This is a genomic window from Streptomyces sp. NPDC033177, assembly GCF_055577715.1.
The window spans coordinates 477,393-503,105 of the sequence record NZ_JBVIPS010000004.1 but is presented as its reverse complement, the minus strand read 5'-3'; the positions used below and the strand labels follow the sequence as shown (position 1 = coordinate 503,105).

Below are 25,713 nucleotides of genomic sequence, written 5' to 3'. Positions count from 1 at the left end.
CAGACCAAACTCGGCCCCGGCCCGCTGGGCATCAGATCCCACCCAACGGTGACGGACGACATCAAGAGCCGGGAAGGTCGACGGGAAAGGGCCCGGGGCACGAATGACCCGGCCGGGGCCCGGATGGGCTCGCTCTACGCCTCCCTCCGCCCCACGAGCGCGTGCGGCAGCAGCTCCACATCGGTGACCGGCGGGTTGGCGATGTCCGGCCGTGCCCAGTGGCCGATCTAGCGGCGGGGCGGCCATCAGCCGCAACTCGCCAGTTCACCGACTGCGCCACTGCTCTTGAGGACCGTGCGGCCATCAGGCGTGTCTCCGGCTCGAAGGCGTCAAGGAACCTTTCACGGGTTTGACACTCAGCGCGTCGGTCACCACCGCACTGACCTGCCTGTTCCGTCTCAGCCCTAGCATGAAGGGGGTCAGTGGCGATGGATCACGCGTCACGAGCGATCACGCCCGCCTGAGGGGTCTACGCGGCACGCTTCCGGGCAGCGTCCAGATCCGTCAGACGGGCCACCAGCAGGCTGGCCTCCTGCGGATCGACGCGGATGTCGAAGACATCGTTGAGCAACTCAGGCACTACCAGCGGCAGGACCTCTTCAGTCACCGGGTCGCACCCAGGGCGCTCCGTCGTCCATACCAACGCGTCGAGCGCATCGTGCCGATCCGTGCGTAGCCGCTGGACGTACGGTCGCGGGACGAACGGGGAGCGGTCGTTCGTGGCCACGAAGTGGTTGCCCACCGCGTAGTCGATGGGGTACTGCGGGTTCTCGGTGAAGACCTGTCGCACGGTCCAGCCTTCCGGCCCCTCGGGCCCCTCACCGCGTTGGTGCATCGCCCATCCCGGCGAACCGTGAGTGATGATCTGTCGGCGCAGCAGATACGGCCATGGCCCGCCGTCGCTGCTGCCTCCGTCGACCAGCTCGATGGGCTCCAACGGACTGGCGCCGAAGCCGACGTCGGTCAGCCACCGAGTACCTTCCAGTTCCACGATCAGCATCGCGTGGGTCGCCGGGCGGGGCCTGCTGGAATCCGCCCCGAGCTGCACCCGGCCCGAAACGGCGGAGAAGCGGAACCCGAGCCTCTCCAATGTGGCGGCGAAGAGCACGACGTGCTCGTAGCAATAGCCACCCCGGCCTCTACGCACCAGCTTGTCCTGGACCGACGGCACGTCAAGGCGGACCTCGCGGTACAGGAAACTGTCGAGGGTGTCCCACCCCAAGGTCAGCACATGCGCGCGCTGTAGGACCCGCAGTGTCTCGAGGGTGGGCGCCAAGTCGCCCTCGTATCCGAGGCGGGTGAGGTAGGCGTCCAGGTCAAGCTGTTGGCTGTTCCACATGAGAAGGTCAACAGGTGCGGCGGTGGTGGCTATTCCGCCCCGCAGTGGTCAGCACCCAAGGGGGCGGCCGCACGCCACCGGGAGCTTGCTTTCGGCGACCCCGCCACGCCGAGCAGCTTCCTGCCCAACGGGGCAGTATCCAAGGCCGGACTGAACCGCTCGATCGCCGGAGAAGTTCCACTGTCTCTCGTGAGGCCACAGCGCGCACGCGGACACGGTGGGCGCGCTCAAGTTCTACGCACAGGGCTGGTCCGCTGCGACGCCAACCCGGCGTCGCAGGAAGCCCCGTCATTCATGGCGGGGAGGAGTCACGACCGAGCTGTCGCCCACAGCGGTCCCAAGGGCGGATCTCACTGCCCTGAGCGGGCCGCGCAAGGAGGCTGATGGCCCCCTCGCAGCAAACAAGGGGGCCATATCTCGGACAGGGGCCCTGCAGCCGGAGCGCGGTGACGCGCTCTCTTCAGCCAAGTAGCAGTGTGGAGGCGCGAGAGCCGGGGCGAGGTGCGCCTGAGCGGTCCGGGAACAATGTGTGCGCCTACGGGCGGGGCAGAACGGCCGATTTGGTGTCCACTTCGCGCGTTCGTGCGCGCGGTGGCTACTTGCTGTGTCCGGGGCTGATGCGCCGTAGTGCACGCCGCCGCTCACGCCGTGCTGGTCGCCCAGCACGACGGCCCCGTCGAAGTGGGCACCTTCGAGGCCGGCCGCCTACAGCGCCTCGGCCTCGCGGTCGCGTGCGATCTGCTCTTGGGCGGCGGCGAGTTTGGCGTTGGCCGCTGCCTCAGCGGCAGCGATCTCGGCGGGGGCGGCGGTCATGGGGTTTCTCCCAAGGTGGACGACAGGTGTACGCGTTGCGTACCGGCTGACATCTTCGAATGAACGCAACGCGTACAGTGAGGGCAAGAGGACAGCCCATGATTCTTCCCATCAAATCCTTTACAGGCAGGCGGAGTTGAAGTCCAGAGCTTGTTTCTGAACCTCGGATGCATGACGATCGTCAGTTCTGCGGTGGTTGGCAGTTCTTATGCGCCTGAAAGGTTGGGGGATGGCGACTCGTCGATGGATCACGGTCCTGGCCTATGTTCTGGTCACGGTTGGGGCCGCCATGTTCTTCATCAACGCCGAGGCGGTTTTGAACGGCGATGCCGTCGAGTGCGACGGCAGTCCGATGAGACCAGGTCAATGGTGCTCAAGCTTCAGCGGCGGAGGAAGCGCCAGCTACGACGAGGAGAAGAAGAACGAAGCCCGGGGCGAACTCGTCGGTTACGCCGGGGTGGGCCTCGGCAGCCTCGGCATCCTTCTCTTCGTCAGCCATGGGATCGCCACGCGACGAAGAAGCCGGTGATGCCTACTGATCCTTTCGGGGTGTTGTCGGATGGTGGGTCAGTTGGAGTCCGGTGCCGGTGAGACATCCATCGATCAGGACGGGGCGGTGTTGGCAAAAGCGCCGCCGCGAGGCCAGCCGGCTCGCGCAGCAGGCCCGCTCGCGTACTGGCCGTTGCCGACCAGCCGATCACGGACGGCGAACCGGTCACCTTCATCGTGAACGGCCCGCGCCGCGGATATCTCGCACCGGCTCGTCTACGCCGAGGGCGTGCGCCATCACATCGAGGCCGGTCGGCACCACCTGGGACGCCGCAGCCAGCGGTGGACGCACCGGCGTCAAGGAACCGACCGGATGGAAGCCGGAGAAGCAGCTCCGGAAGGCGAGCTCCGTTACCGACTGCCTCGACCACCACGCGGGGCCGCTGTTGCAGTAGTGCAGCTTCTCTGACGACATCGGCCGCGAAATCTTCAGCAGGACCGCTGAGTTGCCGAGGCTGGCCGAGAGGACGGCGCCTCGACCGGCTCCGCCATCACGGGGACACAGGGGGATCGGCGGAGCTGGCTTCCGCTGCGTCCAGCAGCACGGTCAGCGTCACCCGGCTTCCGGCAGATCCGCCTCGGCTCGATCCACCTCGGGCGCAGCGCTCCCCCGGCACGGGAACACGGGCCATCAGCGGCGTGTGTGAGGCAGGATGGTGTTCGAAGCATCCCAGTCCGGGATGCTCGTGGATGCCGAGCCGCTCCACCGTGGACGGACTCGGGTGAAGTGAAGGATTGCAGTATGGCCAGCGGCACCGTTAAGTGGTTCAACAGCGAAAAGGGCTTCGGCTTCATCGAGCAGGACGGCGGCGGACCCGACGTCTTCGCCCACTACTCCAACATCTCCGGCGGCGGCTTCCGCGAGCTCGCCGAGGGCGAGAAAGTCAGCTTCGACGTCACCCAGGGCCAAAAGGGCCCCCAGGCGGAGAACATCGTTCGCGGCTGAGCGACGCCGTCCGTAGTCACATGTGGGGGTGCCCGCCGTGACGGTCACCCCCACGTGCTCCTCTGGCGGCTGCTGGTGCGATTACCGGCCTTCCAGCGGGAGACCAGCTGTTCCTTCCAACTCTTGGGCTGGGGCCAAGGAACGCCCCAGTCGGCCAGTTGCCTACGGCTCCAGCCTCCTGCGGGCAGCCAGCAGTGCACTACCGACGCCTCGTCCGTGCGCGTCCGTCTCAACGGCGAGGGCGTCAATCTCCGCGACCGAGTCGGCCAACGCGCGGGCAGCCCGCCTGCCCTGGTCGCTGTAAGCGTCCATGAGGCGCCCAGGCGGCGCGATCGTCGCGAGGCCGAACACGTATGTCTCTCGGTTGGCTCTTCGCCTCCCCACAAGGTTCTCCCTCGCAACAACAGCACGGGTCCGTCGGTAGCAAGCCGCGCCACGTCCCATCCGTCCCCGCGGCGGGCCGTACGCAGTGTGGCCAGCCTCATCGAAGTCAGCTCTCGACATCATGCCGCCAGTGCTATGACGTCATGGTGATGTTGGTCTTGGACGACGCAACTCGCCCGCCATAGCGTCAAGTTGTTAGCACACGTAGATCACCATGAGGAGTTTCCACCATGGGAAATCGAAGCAACCGGCCCCTGTTGAAGAGATTCGCCGCACTGTCGCTGTCCACCGTGGCGGTCGGCATCTTCGCCGTGGGCGGCGCGAGTGCCGAGGCCCCGAAGCTGGGTCGGGTCGAGGTCATCGAGCTCCAGCTCAAGGACCTTGAGTACGAGTCCGTCGATCTCGGCAAGGCAGGGCCGAGTCTTGGCGACATGAGCGTCTACTGCGCCACCGCCGTGGAGAACGGCCGCAACGTCGGACGGGGGGCCGGGACATCTCAGGTCGTATACGTCAGCGATGGGAGAGTCACGTCGCAGGCTGTGATCACGATAGAGCTCGAGAATGGCTCTCTGACAATGCAATCGCTGCGACCGGACAAGGCGAGTTCGCTCGACATGGCGATCACCGGTGGCACGGGCTCTTTCAAGGACGCCCGGGGCAGTGTTCGCTACTGGGACATCAACACGCCGAACGAGAGGCTTCGCGCCGAGATCCTGCACTGATGGAGGACGGGATCACCGTGCCCGCTGCCCCCGCACCGCCAGATCGACCACGGCCGAGTAGGCGTCCTCAAGGCCGGGGCGGGACCAGTGGGTGGCGTAGCAGGAGCCTCTACCAGCCCAAGCCCGAGCCCCAGCCACCGGACTTGTCCGGCCGCGCCCACCGGCCACGACAGACTCGATTGGATCGGTGGGTAGGCAGTTGAACGCCCGGCACTCAGATCCTGTAGCGCCGCGGTGAAGTCCTCCAGCGCGGCCGCCATGCTCGGCTGCATGCCCAGTGTGCGCCGCGCGGTGTTTCCCGTACCGGTCTCCGGCCCGGTGCCAGGGCATCAAGGGTAGCGAACCCGCTCGCTGCGGCCGAGGCCGAGCGCAAGGCCGGTGAGGTCACGCCAATACTGAGCCGGATACGGCGGGTGGCCTTCGCACACAGCCCCAAGGCAACAAAGGGGTCACCGTGGACCATCAGGGTGTCATTGACCCAGAAGCTACCCAAGCCCAACTCCTCGGCCTGCACGGCGAGATCCTCCACACCGGGGTGCGCTGTGACCACGACGCCTGCACGCATTAAACCTCCAAGCACCATGATCGAATCAAGGTTGCTCATGCTGGTAGGTTCGAAGATCGGCCGCCATCGGCCAGGCGCGGTCGCTGGACCGTGGAAACCAGCGGCCAACGCCCAGGCACCCGGCGACAAACCCGCTCCGTGCGTCGATGTCGGCGTCGGCGGGCCGGAGCGGGAAGTGGTTGGACTGTCAACAGCGGAAGCGGGCACCAGCACTCCATGAAGCCCCCACCGCGTTTCACCCTCACCGCGACCACTCTTGATGCATCGAACCCCCATGAGCTGGCGCAGTTCTACCAGGGCCTGCTCGGATGGCCGGTGCGGAAGGAAGAAACTGACTGGGTTGAGATCGCAGCGCCCGGCGGCGGTGCCGCACTGTCGTTCCAGACGGAGCCGCTCTTCACCCGTCCACAGTGGCCTGCCACACGGTCAGAGCAACAGATGATGATGCATCTGGACATCGAGGTGGACGATCTGTCGGCAGCCGTCGAGCATGCTCTTGCTCTGGGGGCCACCATGGCGGACTTCCAACCTCAGGCCGACGTGCGGGTCCTGTGCGACCCCGCCGGCCACCCGTTCTGCCTCTTCGTGCAGAACGCGGCACAGACTGGCTCAAGCCGTGAAGCTTGAAGCCGACATCGGCCACGTCCGCGTCCGCGCTCGGTGAGTGCGGCGTGCTCCGTGAGTGCCGCGTGCTCGGTGAGTGTGATGCTGGAGGAGCGCAGTTCGACCTTCGCCCGCTGACCGACCATCGCGCCCAGGTCCGCCCTGGCTCATCAGCCCATTCTCACCGAGTGAGTCAGAGAGCGGGAGAACCCAGCTCTCTCACCGGAAGGGACCATCGGGCGCGAAAGCCCGGGCTGCAATGCGCTTGCCCCTGCGGAGGTACGCGGTGGCGGTGGGGTGAAGGCCGTCGGCCAGGTCATCTGCCTCGTCGGAACCGAGCAGGTCGCGTCCATCGAGATGGTGGAGGTGCAGATCAGTCGTCTGTCGTGCCGCAACGATTCGGTCCAGCTCGGCGGGACCACCGCCAGCTTCAACGCCCCGCCGACCAGCGCTGGAAGACGCCTGCGGCCTCGGCTTCGCGAGACCGGATCAAAGCGTCCGGCGTGAGCCCGTGCCGTGCTGCCGGAGTGCCTTCCGCGAGCGCCGCGCCGCGCGGACAACCCATTCGACGCCAGATCGCCCATCATGTTTCGCCGAAGGTCCGTCGGTAGGCGCCGGGTGTGGTGCCGAGATGCGCCCGGAAGCGGCGGCGCAGGTTGACCGCCGAAGCGAGTCCGACCCGCGTGGCGATGGCGTCGACCGGCAGGTTGGTCTGCTCCAGCAGGACCCGTGCCGCGTCGAGGCGCTGGCCGAGGAGCCACTGTCCAGGGCTGGTGCCGAGCTGTTCGGTGAACCGCCGGGCGAGGGTTCGACTGGAGACTCCGGCGCGTTCGGCAAGGCCGGCGAGGCTAAGCCGCGTGTGCAGCTGGGAGGTGGCCCAGTCCAGCAGCGGCGCCAATGACTCGTCCACTCTGGCCCGTGCGGGCTGTGTCGCGTACTGGCGTTGGCTGCCTTCCCGGTGTGGCGGCAGGACCATGTTCCGGGCGATCTGGGCAGCGTATGCCGCGCCGTGGTCGCGACGCACCAGGTGCAGACACAGGTCGATCCCAGCGCCGGATCCGGCGCTGGTCGCCACGTCGCCGTGGTCCACGAAGAGCACGTCGGGGTCCACCTGCACCTCGGGGAAAGTGGCGGCGAGCTGGGCAGTGCGGCGCCAGTGAGTGGTGGCGCGCCGGCCGTCGAGCAGTCCGGCCTGAGCGAGGACAAACGCGCCCGTGCAGATGGCGACGATTCTCGCCCCTCGCCGGTGGGCGGACCGCAGCGCGTCGGTGACGGTAGCGGACACCGGTATGCCGGGCGGCTGCCAGCCGGGGAGGACCACGGTGTCCGCCTCTTGCAGGGCCGTCAGCCCGGCGTCGACGGACATCGTGAAGCCGACGGTGGTCGGCAGGAGCCCCGGACGCTCGGCGCAGGTCCGGAAGGTGTAGCGGGCTGGCATGTCCTGCAGGACGGTGCTGAATATCTCGGCGGCACAGGCGAGTTCGAAGGGCGACTGGGGCGGGTTGAGCAGTGCCACGACTCGATGCAGGCTCATGGCAGGAATATACCTGTAGGTGTCTTTCTCGACTCTCGATGAAAGGGCCGGCCCCGTTCACAGTGGTCGCATGAGTGCACTCGCCGAATCAGGAGTCTGTAGGGCCACAGTTCAGGTCAAGGGAGAGACGGCCAGTTACCTGACCGTGGAGCAGAGCGGCCCGGCCGTGTTGCTGCTGCACGGAACGTACTGGAGCCGAGTCTGGCTCCCCGTGCTCGACCGTCTCGCCGCGGCCGGCCTGCGGCCCCTGGCGGTCGATCTCCCCGGACTGGGGCGCTCGGGCGGCGAACTCACCCTGGAGACGGCCACGGTCCCGGCCCTTGCAAACTGGGTGGCGCAATTCGCGTCAGCGGCGGGGCTCTCGGGGCCCATCGCGGTGGCGGGTCATGACATCGGCGGTGCGATCGCCCAGCATCTCCTCGTCCACGATCGGCTGGAGGTGTCCCGCTTGGCTTTGATCAACTCAGTCCTCTACGACTCCTGGCCGGCGCCCCACGTCGCCCGCTTCCGGGACCCGGGGGCCACTGCCGACGACGTTCTAGCCGCCCGCCGACAGGCGGTGACGCGGTCACTGGCCGGTGCCGCAACCGAGAAGCTGGTCGCGCAGTACGTGGATCCGTGGACCCAAGCACGGGTCCGCCGCTCCTGGATGGCCCTGGCGGGTGCGGCCGACAACCGCTACACCCTCGAGCTCATTCCCGCCCTGCAGCGGTCCACGACGCCTAAGTTGCTGATCTGGGGCGAGGACGACGGGCACGAACGGGTGGAGTACGCCGAGCGATTCGCCTCGCAGATCCCGCACACCACACTCGTACGTATCCCGGATGCGGACCACATCCCCACAGAAAACGCGCCCGGCCGAATCGGCCGCGCGCTCATCGACTTCCTTAATGCCTAGAAATCGCAGAAGCCGCTGCCTTACCAGCCCTGGGGTTTGCCGTCGAGCGAGAATCTCGATCGTGGCGGCCGCTGTGTCACACTTCCGGCCACCCGCCGCACGGGGGTGACTTATCGGAGCGATGCGCGCCGACATCCCCCGGGTGCGGCGCGCATCGCAGCCCAAGGTCAGCCGCTGCCCTCGGGCCAGACCTCGTTGAGGACACCCGTGTTCTCATTGAGCGGGTGACCCGGCACCCAGTCCGCAATGTCGTGCGCCCCTCCCCAACTGCCTGCGCACATGCCGGCGCATCCGCAGCGCCGCACGCCTGCTCCGCACCGCGTCAAGCCGTATCCGCGCGCCGGCGCCCTGACTTCCACAGCCCACGCACGCATGCCGAGAGCGGTGGCCTGCCGGTCGTGTTGCCTTGTCCATCGACGCAAACCGCGCAGCGAACACGCGTCTCCACTCATAGTGGACGAATCCGAGACCGTGCTTGAGTGCACGACAGGTCGCGCAGTCGAAGCGCGCTGCGCGGTCCCACGCGACGGTCGGCCAAGCGATCGGGGTGTCATCACTTGGGGGCAAGAACACCCGCACGAGGCGTGGGACGTCATCCGTGAGGTCCCGACGCGCAATTCGGGTTAACAGCGTGCACCGCGTCACAAGCGGGGAACAGGTATGGCGACGTACCGCCCTCCCGATCGGAGATTCATGCCCCGCGACGAAGAAGACAGCCCGGCCGCGCTTCTGCCCCTCCTGCGCATCTGCGCCGACCGGTTGATCGCGACGGCGTCTACATTTTCGGACCATGATGTCCGCGCGCCGTCCTTGCTGCCCGGCTGGAGCCGTGCCCACGTCCTGACGCACGTGGCCCGTAGCGCCGATTCCCGCACCCGTCTGCTCACTTCCGCGCGCACCGGCTCCAACCTTGCGCAGTACGCCAGCGACGATCAGCGGGAGCGGGAGATCCAGGAGGGCGCCGGACGGTCCGCCGGGGCCCTCCTCGACGACCTGGACACCGCGTTGCACCGCTTCCTGTCCGCAGCCGACGACCACCCCGCCCACGACTGGGATGTGCCCGTGCGCTGGCTCGGGGGCGGTCTGCGACCGGTGCGCGGAGCCGTCGGAAGCATGCTGCGCGAGGTGGAGGTGCACCACACCGACCTGGCCACCGGGCACTCCCCGGCCCACTGGCCCGCCTCCTTCACCGCCCGCGAACTGGAGACAACCATCGAGAGACTGCGCGCCAACCCCCACACCCCACCCATGGCACTATGCGCCGACGAGGACCAGGCCCCCCGGGTAATCGGCAACATCCCGGGGCCGCTGGTCTGCGGGCCTGGAGCCGAGCTCCTGGGCTGGCTCACCGGACGGACCGACGGGCTCACCCTGACCGTGCAGCCTCAAGGCCCCCTACCGACCCCACCGGCCTGGCGCAGCTGACCGTCGAAGGCGTCCGGCGCGGACAGGTCGCGCTCCGATCCGGCTGCTCACCGCAGCGAGAGGCGGCACTCAGTGGTGGACAGCACGTCCGGCTGAGCCGCCGCCGCATAGTCGGCGGTGGCCGGCAGCAGGAGCCTGTCGAGCCGGGCGGCGCGTGAAAAACGCTTCGGCTCTTCCGGTTGGCTTGGGGGCGGGGGTCGGCGCGAGCGGCACTTGGCCGCCTGCTCGGGCAGTTGCCCCGCAGGGGCACTGGCCGTGCCGTGTCCCTGGGCCACGGCGGGCGCGCCCCATCACCCCCACGTCACGGCGCGGTTCAGCGTGTCGTCCCGGAAACCGATGAAGAAGCCCAGCGTGGTGCGGGTGGCACCGTGGGCCTGTTCGATCTCGTGGTAGTAGGTCGGATTGATGAGGTACACGTCATAGGTCTGCGGCCGGAAGATGTGTCGCGGCGCGGCGGCGACAACCTCGCTGCGGTAGCCCAGTTCACCCGGGACCTTCCACCGCTCGTCGCGCGGTTCCCACCGCTTCCCGTAGGTGACCAGCTCGCCGCCCCAGTCGCACTCCTGGAGGCAGACGATGCAGCTGAGTTGGCTCACCACATCGGCCACGTTCCATGCCGTGCCCCTCGCGTCGCGGGCGATGTGGTCGTTGTGCAGGGGGTTGCGCACCCCATCGGCGTGCAGGCGGATGACGGCCTCGCCGTACCTACGGCCATCCGGCCCGCTCGCCGGGTCCAGGGCGGTGAGATCGAACGTCCGGCGCAGCGCGGCACGCACGCGGGCCGGAAGGTCGAAGCCGGCGTCCGCCATGAGTGCGTTGGCGCGGGTGGCGACGTCGAAGTACCCCTGCGGGTCCTGGAGGTGGGCGGCGAGGTAAGGGCCGACGGTGGTCAGGGAACCGTTGAGGTAGTTCACGGTCGAGGCGAGGGCCAGCAGGTCGTGGGCCTGTCGGCGGGCTGTGTCCAACTCCTTCTCCCCCAGCAGTCCGCGGAGGTGGACGACCGCGGTCTCGCCCGCGCAGAGCCGGCGCAGCGGTTCGAGTCCCAGGACGGTGCCATCCGCTATGTCGTAGGGGGTGCGGTTCCACGTGGTCTCAAGCTGCACGGTGGAAGCTCCTCTCGTGCTGGGGCGTGAAGGGCAGTTCGATGACGGTGGCCGGCGGCAGCGTTTCCCAGCGATGTGTGCCGGTGAGCGCGGGGACGGGTTCGGAGGCGATGATCTCGGCCTCCGGCAGGCGGAGCCGGCGGAGTGTGAAGTAGTCCTGGTAAGGGGCCCCGGGCGCGGTCCAGTGCACGACGTAGGCCCGCCGAGGGTTGAGCAGGATGGCGTTGCCGCTGGTCCCGCCGGGCGGAATGGCCCGCAGCCGCGCCAGGGCTCGGTCGATGTCAAGTTCCTCTTCGCCGCGGGGCAGCAGGTAGTCGAAGTACTCGGCGGAGTCGAAGGCCGAGGCGCTCAGGCCGAGGCTCTGGTACACGGTGGGCAGGAACCCGTTGTGCATGAAATACCAGGGGCCGGAGTCGTCCAGGCGTTCCAGGGGGTGCGTGAATGCCGGCCCGATCCGGTCCGGCAGGGTGGCGTGCCGGACGTGGACGGCGAGCATGTCGGTGCGCAGCTGATCCAGTCCGTGCTCGCGGCTCTCGGCCAGTGAGCGGTGGTCCCGGTGCGCAGCCAGGGCGCCCTCGGCGGTTCGCCAGACCGCGCCCCAGCCGTTGGGGTGCACGCGGGTGGGGACATCGTCCAGGGCGGTGTCGCCGGTGCTCATGCCGAGCGCAGCGTCGAGTATGGCGACGGAGTCGAAGCGGCCGCGCGCGATGATGAAGCGGCACATGGGTCCTCCTCTTGAGCGGTGGCGCAGTCACTGAGCAGTCGCCGGGCGCCCTCTGGCGTGTTCGCCTGGACGATGACGCGTCCCAGGACGACAGCGTGACGCTGCCGGTCGGAGACGAGTACGGCGACGTGTGCAGGGTCCAGGGATGCCTCGCCGGGCACCGGCGCGGCCGGCAGTACCTCCACCGGCGTGCCGGCGCGGGCGAGTATGGCGGCGCGCTCGAGTTGTTCCGGGCGGGTGCAGGTCAGTTGTCCCAGGAAGGGCCCCTGGTCATGGGTGACCGCCGGGCGGCCGGGGGGTGTCTCCTCGCCGAGGTGGACGCCGAGCGCGAGATCCGCCCAGCGGACGCCGAGGGCCCGCTCGGTGAGGGCCACCAGCCCTCCTCCCGACAGCCGGAAGCCCATCTCGACGAAGTGCAGGTCGCCGCCCTGGCCGGCGATCACATCAAGATGGAAGGGTCCGTTGTGGTAGCCGAAGGCCGTCAGGCAGGTCTGCGCAAGGGCCAGCAGCCGCGGGTCGGCCGTGGCCGGCGGCAGCATCAGGTGGCCGGCTTCGCGGAAGCCGCACAACCCTTCATCCGGGGCCGGTTCGAGCAGCACCAGCTTCTCGCAGACGCTGAGTACGCGGGCCTGGCCGCGTCGAGCGACGCCCTGCAGCGAAAATTCCGTGCCGGCCACATACTCCTCGATCAGCGTGCCGGTGAAGGCGCCGCCGCCGTAGTTGTCGGTCCGCGCCAGGACGCGCCGGGCGCGGCGCTCCTCTTCGGCGTCCTGGACGAGGAAGACGCCGAGTCCGCCTCCGCCGTCCACGGGCTTCACCACCCGCGGGTAGGGGATGGCGGGCTCCGCGTGCTCCTGTCCCGCGAGTGTGTGGCGCGGCTGGCGGACCTGCGGCGCGGATCGCGCCAGCGCCATGCGTTGACGGCCCTTGTCCGGGGCGTGGAAGGCCGGCCGGTGTGCGGAGGCGGGGGGCACGGACAGGGCTGCTGCGGCGTCGAAGGCGGCCGCCGCATAGCGTTCGAAGCCCGCAAGAAGGACCGCGGGGCGCACGCCAGCGGCGTGCAGGGCAGTCAGGAGCCGGCCGGGGTCATGCGGACGTTCGACGGCGATTTCCTTGTCGAAGGGGGCGCGTCCCAGCCTCCTGCGCCAGGCGAGGTAGCCGGGGGTCTCCACGAGCACAGCGGTCATGCCACGGGCGGCGGCGCTGGCCCGGTAGGGGTCCAGGCCGTCCCGGGTGGCGCCTACCTGGACGAGGATCGGTGCGGGGGCGTCCATGTCTCACCGCCCTGACATGAGTTCGTGCACGATCGGCCCGTTCGCGCTGTGCCGGGTGCGTATCTGCTCCTTGTGCGGGTCGTCCTGCAGGACGCGGTCCAGCAGTTCACCGGCGCGCGGCCGGTCGCTGGCGTACAGCTGCCGCATCTGAGGGACCGACAGGCCGCTGATGTCTCGCAGGATGTGGCCCAGTTCGTCTGCGGCTGCGGTGGCCGGCGGGCTCGTGGTGGACAGCAGGGCTCGGATCTCTGCCTCCCGGCCCGCCAGTTCGGGGTGTTCGCGGCGGAGGAAGGCGCTCAGAGTCTGACCGCGGGCCGTGAAGGGAGCATGGACGAGGCAGACCAGATGCGTGGCCGTGAGGCCGTACGCCTGATGGGCGAACCGTTCCACCGCCTGCCGTACGGCGGCCCTGCCCGCTGTGCTCGCGTAGCGTTCGGCCATGTGGTCGATGAGCCGCTGCGGGAAGTCCTTGTGCCGCATCAGGCGCAGAGCGAAGGCCACGTACTCGTCCATGCCGTCGTCATAGGTGCGGCCATAGACGTGCTCACATGTCAGTCCGCGCAGATGGGCCATGAGCGCGGGGTTGGCGCAGTCGGACTCGGTGAAGCTGAAGGCGAGGTCGTCGAACCGGAAGCCGAGGAAGTCGGTGAGCAGCTCCCAGTGGCTGCCGGAGTCGTAGCTGGTGTCGTCGAAGATGGAGAAGAAGGACAGGCTGGCGGGTACGTCGGCGTGCACACCCCGGTCGTCGGTGGGCGTGTCCTCGCCGTGGACGGTGCGGGCGTAGGTGCGGCCGACGGCGTCCAGCGCGCCCAGGACGCGGGGGAAACCCGACCGCTGCTGGTCGCGCGGGTTGTGGCCCACCTGGCGGGCCAGTCGGTTGATCCACACCGCGTAGTCGCGCTGTTCCTCTCGCGAATCACCGGTGACGATGAGGTCGGCTCCACGGCCGTGGGCGGCGGCCAGGCCGAAGGAGTTCACCATGGACAGGTTGCATGCGTTGCAGAAGGTGGGGCGGGCCTGGGCGGCGGTGCGGTGTCCCGTCATCAGGATGTCGGCTCGGTTGCGGGCCGCCACCGCGGGGTCCGGCGGCAGGTCGGGGCGGAAGGGGTGGATGTGGGCGCCGTCGAGCAGGAGCAGTTCGCAGGAGGGGTCGTCGTACATGCCCAGCGCGCGGTAGACGCGGTCGATGTTCTCCATGACGGCGCCTGGCATGCCTGCGTGCCGGTTGGTCGCGCTGCGCAGAGTGAACAGGATTTGGTCCTGTTCGGCCAGGACGAGCTGGACGGCGCGCATGAAGGCGAGCGTGTAACTGCTGTCCTTGCCGCCGCCGTAGCCCACCAGGACGGTGCTGTCGGTCGCCGGGCCGTGCTGTTCCAGCACTGCGCGCAGGCGGTCCGCGGTGGTCTTCGTCGCGGCGCGGTCCTGGTCGGACAGGTGGTCAAGGAGGCGGGCGAGGACGGCTGAGCGGGCGGTTGCTGCAGGGTCGGGCGTGGTCAGGGTGTCGTGGGACATGAGGCCTCGTTCGGGTCGGATTCAGGGATTGCGCCGGAGGATGCGTCACTGGGCGGTGGTGTCCGCGGTACTGGTGAATACGGCGTAGCGCACTTCGCAGGTGCGGCGGCCGGACTCGTCGCCGAACCACAGTTGGTCCGGACCGGGGAGCATTTCGCTGATCTCCAGCAGTTCGTCCGCGGGAACGCCGGCCGCCATCCGGGCGAGTTGCCCCGCGAGCAGCGGACTGTCCAAGTCGCAGTAGACGGGCTTGGGTTCGCCGGGGCAGCGGACGTAGATGTGGCGTGGCAAGCCGAGCCGCTCCCGCTGCGCCTGCAGGCGGACGAAGGCATCGGGCTCCTCGGCTGCGGTGGCCGCGGCCGCGGTGGCCGGGTCCAGGCGCCACAGTTCGCGCTGGAGCACGACGTCGCCGACCTGGATGCGCGGCACGTGCGCACGACCGGAGCCGTGGACGGCGCTGGCGTCGGTGGTGGTGGGAAAACCGAACGGTGCAAAGGGGTTGTGCCGCAGCATCGGCCAGGCCAGCGGCGGGAGCAGGAGACGCAGCCGGGTGCCGTCCGGAGCGATCAGCCGTAGACGGCCGTCGGTCAGCTCCACCGACAGCTCTGCCAGCCGTAGCCGGTTCGGCCGTGCGGCGCCGGATCGATCGTGTGCCTCGATGTCCAGGCCGAGCGGAGTGATGCGGGGGAAGGTCTTGTTCAGATGGCACTGCGTCACGTCGGCGATCACCTCGCCCGGTTCCAGCAGAGCTGCGTAGCGCTGCGCCATCTCGTGGCGGTACTCGGGGAAGGCCTCGTCCACGAAGGGGGCGATGGAGCCGTGGCTCAGGTGGTCATCCATCGCATGCAGGTCGCCGATGACGAGCATGGCCTCTCCGCGGGCCAGGTGCTCCGGGCTCGCCGCGGCGATCATCAGGTCGGGGTTGCACACGGCTGGCTCGTCGAGTCCGTACCGATCGAGCAGGGCTGCGACGCGTGCCCGGTCGACCCGGTGCCCGGGGGCTGTGGAATCGGCAGGAGGCAGCAGGGCATCCTCCAACTCCTCGGCGACAGCGCGCACGTGTGCCTCGCAGTCGCGGTAGTCCTCTTCCAGCGCATCGAGGTCGCAGACGAAGGCGGTGAGGTAGTCGTTGGCCGGCACCCGGGCCCCCGGGCCGAAACGCCGCTCGAACCACCGCGTCAGCAGTGCGCGCTCCAGGCTCAGGCGCCGGCGCGGCCGCAGCAGGAAGAGGTCATAGAGCAGGGACAGGTCGCCGCTCATGCGGCCGACCAGTGGCTGTCCCAGGACCAAGTCGCCTGCGACACCCACGCAGTGCTCGTGGAACACGCTGTTGTCGCTGTAGAAGCCGTGCCGGGGTCGGTGCGGCGCCTCCCCCGTGATCTCGGTGAACAGCTGCTTGAGGGCATCCAGCGCCTGCGGCCGTGCGTCGGTGCCGGCCGCCTGCAGGCCGGTGACGGCCAGGGCGAGGCGGGCGCACTGCCGCGCGGCGGGATGTTCGTCTCCCAACAGCGAGAGCCGCACACGCAGCGCCCTCAGGGCGTCCTCTACTCCGTAGGGCAGGTCCGGCCCCCGGACCAGGGCACCCGCCTCCTGCAAGGCGGTGATGTCCCGTTCGACATCGCGGCCCGGTCGCCGCGTCAGGGCGGCGAGTTGACCGATACTCCGACCCCCGTCACACAGGGCCAGCAGCCGGGCCTGCTCGGGCTGGAGCGCGATCGGCGCCATGGGGCGGACGGCATCGCGCACCGCAGTGCTCATACGCCGCTGGTCGAGGCTCACCAGGTGCACGGTGTCCCCCGTGCTCCGGGCTCCGGGAGCCAGGCGGGGCTGCGCGAGCAGCCGCACGTCCTCGTGCGTCCGGTCGAGGGCCTCGGCGACAGCCTCCACCGCCCAGCGGGACAGCTCCGTGTGGCGCTGCAGCGGCAACGGCTTCCACTGCACCCCCTCCCGGCCGGCGTCCAGGCGGGCCGGAGCCAGGGGCCCGAAGTGGCTTGTGGTGTCGTTCTTGGCGCACACGCGCTGCAGGTAGCGCACCAGGGTCGTCAGGTTGTTGCGGTCATGTTTGCGCCAGGTCGCGGAGCCCGGGTCGGCCCGCCGCAGCCAGCGCACCAGGCGGGAGTGGGCCGCCTCGTTGGAGACCAGGAGCATGTCCTGCAGGGACGGGGTGTCACGGAACAGGTCAAGGACGTGCCTGGCGCCGTCCACGGTCGCGTGGCCATGGGCTTCCCGGTAGGCGCGCTCGGCGTCGTCACGGCGGCGTAGTGCCTGCGCGTAGCGGTGGTGCGCCTCGGCGAACGGCGGGGACAACGGCTCCTCCCGCGGCGGGTAGGGGCGGCCCCGGCGCAGTGCGCGCAGCAAAGAGCGGTCCGCGGCGCTCTCCGCCCGCCGGTGCAGTTCTTGCGCCTCGCGGGCGAAGGCGTCCACCTCGCTCTGTGCGGCAAGGAAGTGACGTGCGAGGTCCACGCAGACCGAGCCGTCCAGCGCGTGCAGCCACGAGAAGGGATAGCCCGCCATCCGCAGGACGGCCACGGTCGCCGGTTGCCAGGCCAGGGCGGAAGGGTCGGTCACGGACCGCACCGTGATGTCGGGAAAGCTGGCAGTCATGGGTCTCCTCACGTGCCGCTGGTGGTTGCGGTACCGGCGTCAGGCCACGGATTTGTGCTCGCCCTCCTGTTCCGCCCACGCGACGCGCCGGGGGTCGCGCCGGGCCCGCCGGGACAGAGGGCCGACCGGTAGCGCGCTGAGCAGGAACAGCACCCCCAGCAGCACCCATCCGGTTTCCCGCAGTCCGCTGACCAGGGAGGTGACCAGAGCGGGCCCCAGGGCGGTGGCGCCGGACTCGGTGGCGGCCGTCAAACCCTGGTACTGCCCCTCTGCTTCCTTGACCATGAGGCCCAGGGACAGCCCCCACCGTGAGGAGACGAAGTACAGCTCGCCGACGACGTGCGCTCCCATGCCCGCCAGGATGATCAAGGTCGCGAGCAGTGGGTGGTGCGCCCAGGCCGCCGCGGCGAACAACAGGCAGCAACCGGCCAGGGCCAGGGCGGAAATGCGGCTGGCGCGCACGGAGCGCGGGATGTTCACCGCCTGCCGGGTGACGCGCACCTGGAACAGGGCGATGGCCAGCGAACTCACCGCAACAGCCAGGCCGGCCGTCCAGAGCGGGGCACTGGTCCCCTCCATGATCCACAGCGGGAGTCCGCTGGACAGCAGTGCCCAGCACAGGGCCAGCAGTGCGGTGGTGCTCATCAGCGCGAGGTAGGGCAGGTCACGCAGCACCTCGGTACCCGAGCGCTGCCGTTCGGCGGGGGCGGGCGCCACCGACGGCAGCGTCAGCGTCACTACGGCGGTGATGAGGAACGTGGCGACGTTGACCAGGATCGACGCAACGAACACCCAGTAGCGGCCGTCCGCCAGTACCAGCATGGCGACGCCGGCGCCTGCGGCGTAGGCGATGTGCTGCACGACGCGCCCCTGTGCGAGCACCCGCAGCCTGTCTTCCTTGTCCAGGAGTTGGTAGATGAGGCTCACCCTCACTCCGACGCCGGAGCTCTGGACCGCGGAGTAGCAGCACGACACGGCGAGCAGCGACCAGAAGTCGCCCGCGAAGATGTAGGCGACCGAGGCCAGCGCGCGCAGCACGATGACGACGACGAGCACTTCGCGCGGGCCGTACCGGTCGGCTGCGGTGCCCACGGGCACGGCCGCGAGGAAGCCCGCCACACCGCCGATACCGATGGCCAGGCCCATGCTCTCGGCGGGGATGTCCTGCACCCGGATGAAGAAGATCGCCCAGATGCTGAACCACAGGCCGTCACCAAAACCGTTGACGCCCTGTCCGGCCAGCAGCCGCAATACGATGCTGCGCTTTTGCATCGGCACTCCCAGTCCCTCGTTCCGGCCCTTCACGCCGCCACGGCGACGTTCTGCGCTGCGCCGTGCCGTTCCACGCTGATCACGCCGTCCTGGCCGTCGTCGAAGTAGCGCGCCAGGCAGCCGGCCGGCGCGTCACCGATGACGAACGGTCCCAGCACGGGCGCTACCCGGGAGGTGTAGACCTCGCCGTTTCGGGCCAGGGTGCTCACCGGGTACCGCAGGGACTCCACCCGCTGCTGCGCGATGCTGTCCTGGCGAAGGACAGCCTCGGCCACGGCCTGCGCCCAAGCGGCGGCGTCGCTGTCGCGGCCCATGATCACTTGCTCCCCCTTCATGCCGGTGGCGCCCTTGAGCAGGAACTCCTCGGGCCGGGCGAGCAGCAGGTCCGCCAGCAGCCAGGTCCGGCCTTCGTAGACCACGTCGCGGTCACCGGTGACGCGAGTCCAGGGAACGTAGTTGTCCATGAGCCGGCGTTCCTCGGCCGTCATGGCGGGGTGGCCCTCGGAGGCAACTCCCATGAGCTTCTTGTTGAACAGCAGGGACGACGTCTCGGAGGCGACCAACTGGCATCCGGCCTTGATGACTTCACCCACCGGCGAGAAGTCCACACCGAGTTCGGTCCACTCCTGCACGGTGAAGTGGCGCAGGCCCACCGGGTAGCGCAGCCGCCCGCCGGGCCCGATCACGCCCTCCACCAGGTCTTCGGGCTCGAAGAACGCCGCCTCGAAACCCCGCTTGCGCAAGTAGTCCACCTCGACGTCGAAGTAGCGGGTATTACTGACCCCGCGCACCAGGTCGGCCACGCTGCCCTGCAGGACGACCGCGCGCGGTACGTCCTCGGCACGGCACATGGCGTCGAACATGTCGGCGCGCGCCGTGAAGGGCCGGTAGGCGAACAGACGCTGGTCGTGGTAGATCGTGTCCACCCACGTGTCGGCCAGCAGCTGGGTCTGCACCGCGGCGCCCACCCCGCCGCCGGCGTTGTACTCGATGAACTTCACGCCATCAGCGGTGACGAAGGCGTCCGGCCGGGCGATGCACGCCGCGTAGCGCCACTCCCACGCCTCGTCGGAGGTGAACAGGGGGCACTCGGCGGGATCCACTCCCAGAGCTGCGAGCCGTTCGGCGCGGTCGCCGCCCAGGTGGTACGCCACTTTGGTCAGGACCCGCAGTACCCGGGCGGCCGCCGTGTGCAGCTCCTCGTAGACCGGCCGGGGCAGCAGCACAGGTTGTAGGGGCACGGCCCGGGGCGGGAAGGGCACGTCGCGCATTCCGTGCAGCAACTGTTCACGGACCCGCTCCGCAGAGGAGGCTACGAGGTGGGTTCCGGCCGGCCGCAACGATGTTTCGGGCATAGGGGTACGTCTTTCTCCTGGGCGCAGGTGGTCAGGCGGCGTTGTTCTGCGGGCGACGGCCCCAGGCCTGGAAGAGCAGCGGATGGACGACCACGGTGCCGGGTTCCGCCAGGTGGCACCGCAATTCGGTGATACAGCGGTCGAGCTCGCCGGATGAGATCAGTCCGCGGTCCACGAGGGAGCTCCGGCACAGCTCGGCCCGATCCACCAACAGCGTCTGGTAGGGGTGGTCGGGTTGGAACACCCGGGCGGAGGCGTCCACCTGTACGTCGACGAGTCCGGCGTCGCGCAGCAGTCGTGGCAGGCGGCGGCCCAGCCGCACGTCCATGCCGTTGAGCCGCCACAGTTCGGAGAGGGCCTCGACCAGTTGGTGCCACGCGGGGTGCGGCGGATCGCATAGGCGGGTGACCCAGTCGACGTCCTGCACGGCGACGATCCCTCCGGGACGTGTCAGCGTGATCATCTCGTTCAGGACGGCGTCGGAGTGGGGCACGTTCATCAGCACCAGCCGGGTGTGCACGAAATCGAAAGCGGCCGGCTGCTCCCCGCTCTTCGCGGCGTCGCCGTGTACCAGCCGGACGTTGCCCAGGCCACGGTCGGCGATCTCCCGCCGGGCACGGTCCACCATCTCCGCCTGCACGTCGAGCCCGACCACCTCGCCGTCTGTTCCGACGCGTTCGGCGAGCAGATCGACGATGCCCAGCGGTCCGCAGCCCACGTCCAGGGCGCGGGCGCCTGGGCCGGGGCCGCATCTCTCCAGCAGTTGCTCGGCCTCCCGGCGGAACAGCTCGCCCTGGAACAGCATGCGGTCCAGCTCGCTGGTGGCGGCACCCATGAGGTACCTGTCTGCCACGGTCACGGGTGGGCTCCTTGAAGTGGGGGGGTGGGGGGCGGCCCGGCCGGCTCGCGAGCGGGCAGCGAACGCAGCTGGTCCCGCAGCTGCAGCAGGCAGGTGCGCAGCCGGGTCAGGTCGTTCGCGGGCCACTGGCTGGGGGCGTCCGGCCAGTGGCGGCGCAGTGCGGCCAGCGCGGGCTCCTCCAGCCGGACGGCACCATCGGAGCCGACGGCTGTGCCGTCGAGCCGGCCGCGTTCGGTATTCCAGGCGATCGCCTGGCTGCGTGACACACCGGGCGGCAGCCGCAGTTCGACGTGCTGGTGGCTCACGGTCACCGGGTAGCCGCCGGGCAGTCCCGCGGGCCCCGGCAGATGGCCGTGGTGGGTGGGCCCGGCGCCCACCAGAGCGACCAGCGGTGCGGCGGCCGCGGCGGCGCCGACCTCGTTGAGGTGAGCGCGGTCGCGTCGCCGGAGCGATGTGAGCGCTCCGGAGAGGTCGGTGGCCTCGTCGTTGAGCCAGGCCCGCACGTCGTCGTCTGGGGACGCCGGCGCGTGCAGGTGGGCGTGATGGGCCAGCAGGTGCAGGGGGCGCTGGCTGGCGAGGTCCAGTCGGGCCGCGAGCGCTGCGGCGAGGGTCGCCACGTTGCCCAGCCCGCAGGCCACCGGGGTGCCAAGGGCGGTGAGCACAGGATTGACGGCGTCCGGGAAACACGCGTTGACCAGCATGGTGTCCGGCGTGACGCGTTGGCAGGCCTGTCCGTAGCGCAGTGCGTGCGTGGCCTGCAGCGGCAGCGTCAGGCCAAACCCGGCCTCCGCCAGGAGGGCGGTCCAGGCGGACGGGGCCCTCGTCCGCTCCGTCGGGCTGTGTTCGGAGGTGGAGACGACCAGGGCGTCGGGCCGTAGCCGGCCCAAGAGCCGTTCGGGCTCGTCAAGATGGCCCACGTCCACCCGGTGAGCCGTACAGGTGGTGGGCGAGCCGACCAGCGCCGCGTGGTCGCGGCCCAGTTCGGCGAGGTCCTCGGCGCGTCGCCCATCCGAGCTCAGGACGTGCACGGCCAGCGGTTCACGCTGCCGCGCCAGCGCCCGCACCAGTGCGCCGGCGAACGCCCCGGTGCCCGCGACGGCTATGCCCGGCCGGCTCACGCCCGCCCCCGGCCCAGGACGTCGAGGTCCACAAGGCGCGGTTCAGGCAGTCCGGGGCAGCGTGCGCTGAGGTCGAGGCGCGGCGGTCGCTGAGCGTCCGTGAAGTACGTGGGCACCAGCTGCCGTCCGCCCGGACCTTTGTCCCAGCACAGCAGCGGATTGGCCACCAGCAGGTCCCGCACCTGGGGTGTGTCGCGGCGGATGTACATGCGGATCTGCTTGTCCGCGAAGTGGTTGGGGGGCAGCACCACGCGGGGGGAGAACTTGCGCTTCCACTGGAAGATGCCCTTGCTGATGAACGCCTCGGTTCCGAAGAAGTCCACCTGAGGGACCCTGCGTTCGCGGGCCCACCGCAGCAGCAGGTGGTAGACGGCCTTGAACGCTCCGTCCGTGTAGTGCCGTTCGTCGCCGTTCAGGACACCGAGCAGCCGGGTGGTCAACGTGCGGCGGTCCGCGGACCAGTGGCACAGCACACCGGCCACCCGTTGCCCGTTGGGGGCGGTGACAAAGAGCAGGGTGCCGTTCGGGAGGATGGCGTGCCGCGCTGCTGCGGCGCTCTCGCTGCGGCTCCGATCGCCGTGCCGCCGTGCCATGGTCGGCCGGTGCATCCGCCAGTAGAAGAAGGCGAGGGCTTGCGGTGACGGGTCCTCCTCCAGATACCACTCGCGCGCACGCTGGTTGCGGTTGAACTCCCAGCGTTCCCGCTTGGAAATCTGCCGCTGCAGCTCTTCGGCGTCGTGGGGAACATCGACGACCAGGTGGACGCGGAAGGGGGCGGTGACTGCCGCAGCACCCGGCAGGCGATGCATGCGACTGCTGTCGGCGCCGACGACGACGAGGTCGGCCTGCGGCCAGCTGCCGGCCGCCAGCCGCTGCCAGGTGACGCGCTCTTGTCTGCGCTCCGGGTCCGGCCCTTCGACAGGTGCGAGCCGCGCCCGCTGGTGCTCCAGGAGTTGCAGGATGTTGGCCTCTCCCTGCGGAAGGCCGAGGTAGGCAATGACCGGTCCCCCCGACGGCCCGTGGGAGATGGTCGCAGTGACCGTTCGACCGGTGGTGTCGGCCAGTCGGCGCGCGGTGCGCCAGCCGGTGTGCGGACTGTTGTTCCAGGTGTACGCCAGCCGCGAGCGGAGCACCGCGAAAGGGCGGGCCTGTTCGTCGGGGAGCGGCGGAGCGGTCGCGGTGGCGTGCCGTTCCGAGGAGAGGGCGGTCACGGATGTCCCCCTGAGGAAGGAGCGGACGAGGGTCAGGAGGCGGCAGCGGTCCGCACCAGGGCGCGCAGCTCGTCGACCGAGTCGACGGTCCTGAGGTCGCCGGCCCGGGCGGGCAGGAAGTCCTCGGCGCTGTACGAGCCGGAGGCGTGCACCAGCACCTCGGGGTCGGTGAGCAGACCCCGGTCGATGGCGTTGAGTACGCCGGTGAGCGCCATGACCAGAGACCATTCGCGCAGGTCGCGGGGGTCGACGGGAAGACGCACGTCATGCGGGGCGAGCAGCTCGCGGATCGCCGCATAGCGCTGCAGGCACTCCGCCAGCGACACGACGATGCCACCGCCCCCCTGCCGGCGGATGATCTCGTTCATCCGGGGCGAGGTGGCCGGGGTTCGGGTGTAGAAGGTCGGATCGAGCTGTTCGTCGAGAGAGTAGGCGGCGAACGGGAAATGCGGGTCCTTGTCCTGGACCACCAGTCCTTCCCGGACGGTCCAGCAGGGCCGGTAGTCGAAGCGGTCGTGGTAGAGGCTGGCGACCATGTCCGGCGTACCCAGATGCTGTACGAGGAAATAGCCGGCGCCCTCCTCGGGCCACTCGCGTCCGGTGTGCCACTGCTGCCCGTGGAAGTGGCCGAGCAGCCCGAACGCGCTGGAGACCGAGTGCGCGTGGATGCGCGGCCGGGGCGGCAGGCTATCCCGCTCGAACAGGGCCCGCATCGCGTCGGCGACCATGTAGTTGCCCAGGTCGAGGGTGTGCCACAGCCTCACCCCGTGAGCGTCGAGCAGCTGGCCGGACTCCTCGTCGGCGATCGCCCGTGCGAGTTGCTTGACCTGGCCGGGAGCCCCGGCGCGCAGAACCGCCACCGGGTTGGCACGGCGCAGCTCCTGATCATGCGCCAAGGGCGAGTCCCAGACCTTGGCGACGGAGGCGGCGGGCACCACGGCAACGATGCGCAGCTCCTGCGGGGAGGCCAGCCCCGTCTCGTGTGCCCGCAGCACGGCGTCGCGCAGCGCAGTGGCCTTGTTGGCACTGGACGGCGTGATGATCATGATGGGTTCGCCGGTGCGCCGGATGTGGGCGACGGCGCGGGCGACGATGACAAGGGAAGCGAATGTCTTGGTCGTGCGGGTACGCGGGTTGTGCATCAGGTTCAGCAGGCTGATGCCGGTGGCCTGCTGCTGTCGGAGCTGGTGCACGCTCATGGTGGAGGGCGCGAAGAAGGCCTCGAGCGCCGGGCTGGGCTCGGGCAGTTCCCAGCGGGGAACGAACCCCGCAGCCGTCGAGCCGGCGGCAGCGGCCGAGAGAACCTCCCGCAGCTCCCGGTCGTAGTGGGAGAGCACTGCCGGGCAGAAGGCTTCCTGCCCGGATGAGAGGGCCGATGCCTCGGCGGGACGCGTCGTGGTGGTCATCGGGAGGCTCCCTGCAGCACGTCACCGCGCGTCAGTTCCGCGATCGGGGACTCGGCCGGGTCCTCCCCAACGGTGACGGGTCGGTTGCGCTGGTCCACGAAGACGATGTGCGGACGGAGGGACCGCGCCTCGCGCTCGCTCACCATCTGGTACCCGATGATGATCACTAGGTCGCCGGGAGCGATCAGCCTGGCGGCTGCGCCATTGATTCCGATGACGCCGCTGTCGCTCTCGCCCTCGATGACGTAAGTGGTCAGCCGGTTGCCGTTGTTGATGTCGACGATGTCGACCTGCTGGCCGGGAAGCAGGTCGGAAGCTTCCATCAGTGTCTTGTCGATGGTCACCGACCCCACGTAGTTCAGGTCGGCCTGAGTGACGGTGGCACGGTGGATCTTGCTGTGGAGCATGGTCCGAAACATGGTGGCCTCTGCAGTCGTCAGTCGGCGATTTGGATGCGGCGCAGGTGTCGGCTGCGGTCGCTGAAGGCGTTGCGCGCGTGCAGGAGTCGCCAGTTGTCCCAGACGAGCATGTCCCGCTCCCGGTATGCCACCGCGACGTGATCACGCTCAAAGGTCTTGTGCCAACGGGTCTGCAGCTCTGCGGCCAGGTCCTCGTCGTCACGTATGAGGTTGTTGCAACTGAACCTGACGATGGGGCCCTTGGGGTGTTCCTCAAGGATCGGGTGCTGGGTGTGCAGGTCGAGTCCGAGCCGCTGCACGCCCTCAGTGGTCTTCCACTGGTAGTCCGTCGTCAGGAAGTGCTGCCTCTCCTGGTCGGACAGACCCTCCACCAGAGGACGGGTATCCATGATCGTCGTCTCGCCGCCCTGGCCCTCGGCGGGAGTCACGCACCACAAGGCGATGTAGCGCGGCGGGGTGATCGCGAAGTCGTATCCCTCTGAGTGCGGGGTGAGAGGCCGCGTGTTACCGGCGTGGTACACATCGTCCATGCCCGGCTCGGGACGTACGTCCCCCACCACGGCGCCCGTGTAGTTGGGGACGAAGTCACCAAGGCCCCGGCAGAAGCGCACGGGTTCGAACTCCTCGGTCACGTTGCACAGGAGCACATAGCCGTGCTCGTCCATGAGTTGGTGGAAGGTGCGCTGAAGCAGCTCCTCCTGCAGCGGCTCCCCGTTGAAGTCGAGCTGCGACAGGATACTGATGGGAGAATGAGCCATTGGCTCCTCCGTGCCGTGGGGGTGTGGGTGTCTGTGCCGGAGTTCAGGGGTGGGGGGTGCGGGTGGGGGGACCTACGGCCTGCCGTGAACGCGCCGAGCTTGGCCAGTTGAAGCCTTCTCGGGTGCCGCGGGCCGTGCCGTCGGTGGTTCCGGGTGCCGGGCATCTGGGGTTGCCGCTCGCGCGGCGTCCGTTCGAATCGGCACCGGAAGTACAATCGCCTGCTTCGAGGGAGGGAACACTGCCAGATCCCTCCCGGGGTTGCACAGCCCGTTTCTCCCGCAACTCGCGTCCCTAACGGGGCAGTTCAAGCCGAAACCAA

General features: G+C 69.3%; 21 protein-coding genes and 1 pseudogene. 6 read left to right on the top strand and 16 right to left on the bottom strand.

All coding sequences use genetic code 11. The features are described 5' to 3' along the window. Positions 1-469: 469 nt before the first annotated feature. Entirely contained in the window at positions 470-1,339 is an 870-nt protein-coding gene (locus ACZ5U5_RS17235; protein WP_469022064.1) for an arylamine N-acetyltransferase family protein, read from the bottom strand. A gap of 1,042 nt (positions 1,340-2,381) precedes the next feature. Between ACZ5U5_RS17235 and ACZ5U5_RS17230 the strand changes: the two genes are divergently transcribed. The 3 genes from ACZ5U5_RS17230 (at position 2,382) to ACZ5U5_RS17220 (ending at position 4,753) form a co-directional block, all read left to right on the top strand. Further along, the gene (locus ACZ5U5_RS17230) at positions 2,382-2,681 is read left to right on the top strand and encodes a hypothetical protein (protein ID WP_469022062.1); all 300 of its coding nucleotides are present in this window, start codon (positions 2,382-2,384) and stop codon (positions 2,679-2,681) included. Between the two features lie 762 nt (positions 2,682-3,443). Then, on the top strand, positions 3,444-3,647 hold the full coding sequence (locus ACZ5U5_RS17225) for a cold-shock protein (protein WP_453692568.1): 204 nt from the start codon (positions 3,444-3,446) through the stop codon (positions 3,645-3,647). A gap of 614 nt (positions 3,648-4,261) precedes the next feature. Beyond that, positions 4,262-4,753 (top strand): allene oxide cyclase barrel-like domain-containing protein, encoded by a 492-nt coding sequence (locus tag ACZ5U5_RS17220; protein ID WP_469022058.1) that lies wholly within the window; start codon positions 4,262-4,264, stop codon positions 4,751-4,753. A 191-nt stretch (positions 4,754-4,944) separates the two neighbouring features. On the opposite strand, the pseudogene ACZ5U5_RS17215 reads toward ACZ5U5_RS17220, so the two are convergent. After that, a pseudogene (locus tag ACZ5U5_RS17215) lies at positions 4,945-5,318 on the bottom strand (LLM class flavin-dependent oxidoreductase); the annotation flags it as partial. 216 nt (positions 5,319-5,534) lie between these two features. On the opposite strand from ACZ5U5_RS17215, the gene ACZ5U5_RS17210 reads away from it, so the two are divergent. Next, positions 5,535-5,945: a VOC family protein gene (locus tag ACZ5U5_RS17210; RefSeq protein WP_469022055.1), complete on the top strand. Its 411-nt coding sequence runs from the start codon at positions 5,535-5,537 to the stop codon at positions 5,943-5,945. Positions 5,946-6,504: 559 nt separating this feature from the next. Here the strand turns inward: ACZ5U5_RS17210 and ACZ5U5_RS17205 are convergent. Continuing rightward, positions 6,505-7,455, bottom strand: coding sequence for a GlxA family transcriptional regulator (locus ACZ5U5_RS17205; RefSeq protein WP_469022053.1), 951 nt, complete (start codon positions 7,453-7,455; stop codon positions 6,505-6,507). Between the two features lie 70 nt (positions 7,456-7,525). Here ACZ5U5_RS17205 and ACZ5U5_RS17200 point away from each other — a divergent pair, with 70 nt between their 5' ends. Further along, positions 7,526-8,353, top strand: a complete 828-nt coding sequence (locus tag ACZ5U5_RS17200) for an alpha/beta fold hydrolase (RefSeq protein ID WP_469022050.1) — start codon at positions 7,526-7,528, stop codon at positions 8,351-8,353. Positions 8,354-9,046: 693 nt separating this feature from the next. Continuing rightward, a complete protein-coding gene (locus tag ACZ5U5_RS17195) occupies positions 9,047-9,778 on the top strand; it encodes a maleylpyruvate isomerase family mycothiol-dependent enzyme (RefSeq protein WP_469022047.1) in 732 nt (243 codons plus the stop codon). A 290-nt stretch (positions 9,779-10,068) separates the two neighbouring features. On the opposite strand, the gene ACZ5U5_RS17190 is transcribed toward ACZ5U5_RS17195, so the two are convergent. The 13 genes from ACZ5U5_RS17190 to ACZ5U5_RS17130 form a co-directional block, all read right to left on the bottom strand. Beyond that, complete coding sequence (locus ACZ5U5_RS17190) at positions 10,069-10,881, bottom strand: 2OG-Fe(II)-dependent halogenase WelO5 family protein (protein ID WP_469022045.1); 813 nt, start codon at positions 10,879-10,881, stop codon at positions 10,069-10,071. Continuing rightward, entirely contained in the window at positions 10,871-11,605 is a 735-nt protein-coding gene (locus tag ACZ5U5_RS17185; protein WP_469022042.1) for a class II glutamine amidotransferase, read from the bottom strand. Before ACZ5U5_RS17185 ends, ACZ5U5_RS17190 begins: the two co-directional genes overlap by 11 nt. Continuing rightward, on the bottom strand, positions 11,536-12,879 hold the full coding sequence (locus ACZ5U5_RS17180) for an ATP-grasp domain-containing protein (RefSeq protein WP_469022039.1): 1,344 nt from the start codon (positions 12,877-12,879) through the stop codon (positions 11,536-11,538). The genes ACZ5U5_RS17185 and ACZ5U5_RS17180 overlap by 70 nt, the downstream gene beginning before the upstream one ends. 3 nt (positions 12,880-12,882) lie before the next feature. Continuing rightward, complete coding sequence (locus ACZ5U5_RS17175; protein WP_469022035.1) at positions 12,883-14,391, bottom strand: PqqD family protein; 1,509 nt, start codon at positions 14,389-14,391, stop codon at positions 12,883-12,885. Between the two features lie 45 nt (positions 14,392-14,436). Next, positions 14,437-16,995 (bottom strand): lantibiotic dehydratase, encoded by a 2,559-nt coding sequence (locus ACZ5U5_RS17170; protein WP_469022034.1) that lies wholly within the window; start codon positions 16,993-16,995, stop codon positions 14,437-14,439. Between the two features lie 39 nt (positions 16,996-17,034). Then, the gene (locus tag ACZ5U5_RS17165; RefSeq protein WP_469022031.1) at positions 17,035-18,267 is read right to left on the bottom strand and encodes an MFS transporter; all 1,233 of its coding nucleotides are present in this window, start codon (positions 18,265-18,267) and stop codon (positions 17,035-17,037) included. 29 nt (positions 18,268-18,296) lie between these two features. Continuing rightward, a complete protein-coding gene (locus ACZ5U5_RS17160; RefSeq protein ID WP_469022028.1) occupies positions 18,297-19,529 on the bottom strand; it encodes a hypothetical protein in 1,233 nt (410 codons plus the stop codon). A gap of 124 nt (positions 19,530-19,653) precedes the next feature. Continuing rightward, positions 19,654-20,481: a class I SAM-dependent methyltransferase gene (locus tag ACZ5U5_RS17155; RefSeq protein ID WP_469022025.1), complete on the bottom strand. Its 828-nt coding sequence runs from the start codon at positions 20,479-20,481 to the stop codon at positions 19,654-19,656. Then, positions 20,478-21,599, bottom strand: coding sequence for a hypothetical protein (locus ACZ5U5_RS17150; protein ID WP_469022023.1), 1,122 nt, complete (start codon positions 21,597-21,599; stop codon positions 20,478-20,480). The genes ACZ5U5_RS17155 and ACZ5U5_RS17150 overlap by 4 nt, the downstream gene beginning before the upstream one ends. Then, positions 21,596-22,810 carry a hypothetical protein gene (locus tag ACZ5U5_RS17145; RefSeq protein ID WP_469022020.1) on the bottom strand — a complete coding sequence of 405 codons (1,215 nt, stop codon included), beginning with the start codon at positions 22,808-22,810 and terminating at the stop codon, positions 21,596-21,598. Before ACZ5U5_RS17145 ends, ACZ5U5_RS17150 begins: the two co-directional genes overlap by 4 nt. A 32-nt stretch (positions 22,811-22,842) precedes the next feature. Further along, positions 22,843-24,216 carry a DUF6002 family protein gene (locus ACZ5U5_RS17140; protein ID WP_469022017.1) on the bottom strand — a complete coding sequence of 458 codons (1,374 nt, stop codon included), beginning with the start codon at positions 24,214-24,216 and terminating at the stop codon, positions 22,843-22,845. Further along, positions 24,213-24,635 (bottom strand): aspartate 1-decarboxylase, encoded by a 423-nt coding sequence (panD, locus tag ACZ5U5_RS17135; protein WP_469022015.1) that lies wholly within the window; start codon positions 24,633-24,635, stop codon positions 24,213-24,215. Before panD ends, ACZ5U5_RS17140 begins: the two co-directional genes overlap by 4 nt. A 17-nt stretch (positions 24,636-24,652) precedes the next feature. Then, complete coding sequence (locus ACZ5U5_RS17130) at positions 24,653-25,393, bottom strand: TauD/TfdA dioxygenase family protein (protein WP_469022013.1); 741 nt, start codon at positions 25,391-25,393, stop codon at positions 24,653-24,655. Between the last annotated feature and the right edge of the window lie 320 nt (positions 25,394-25,713).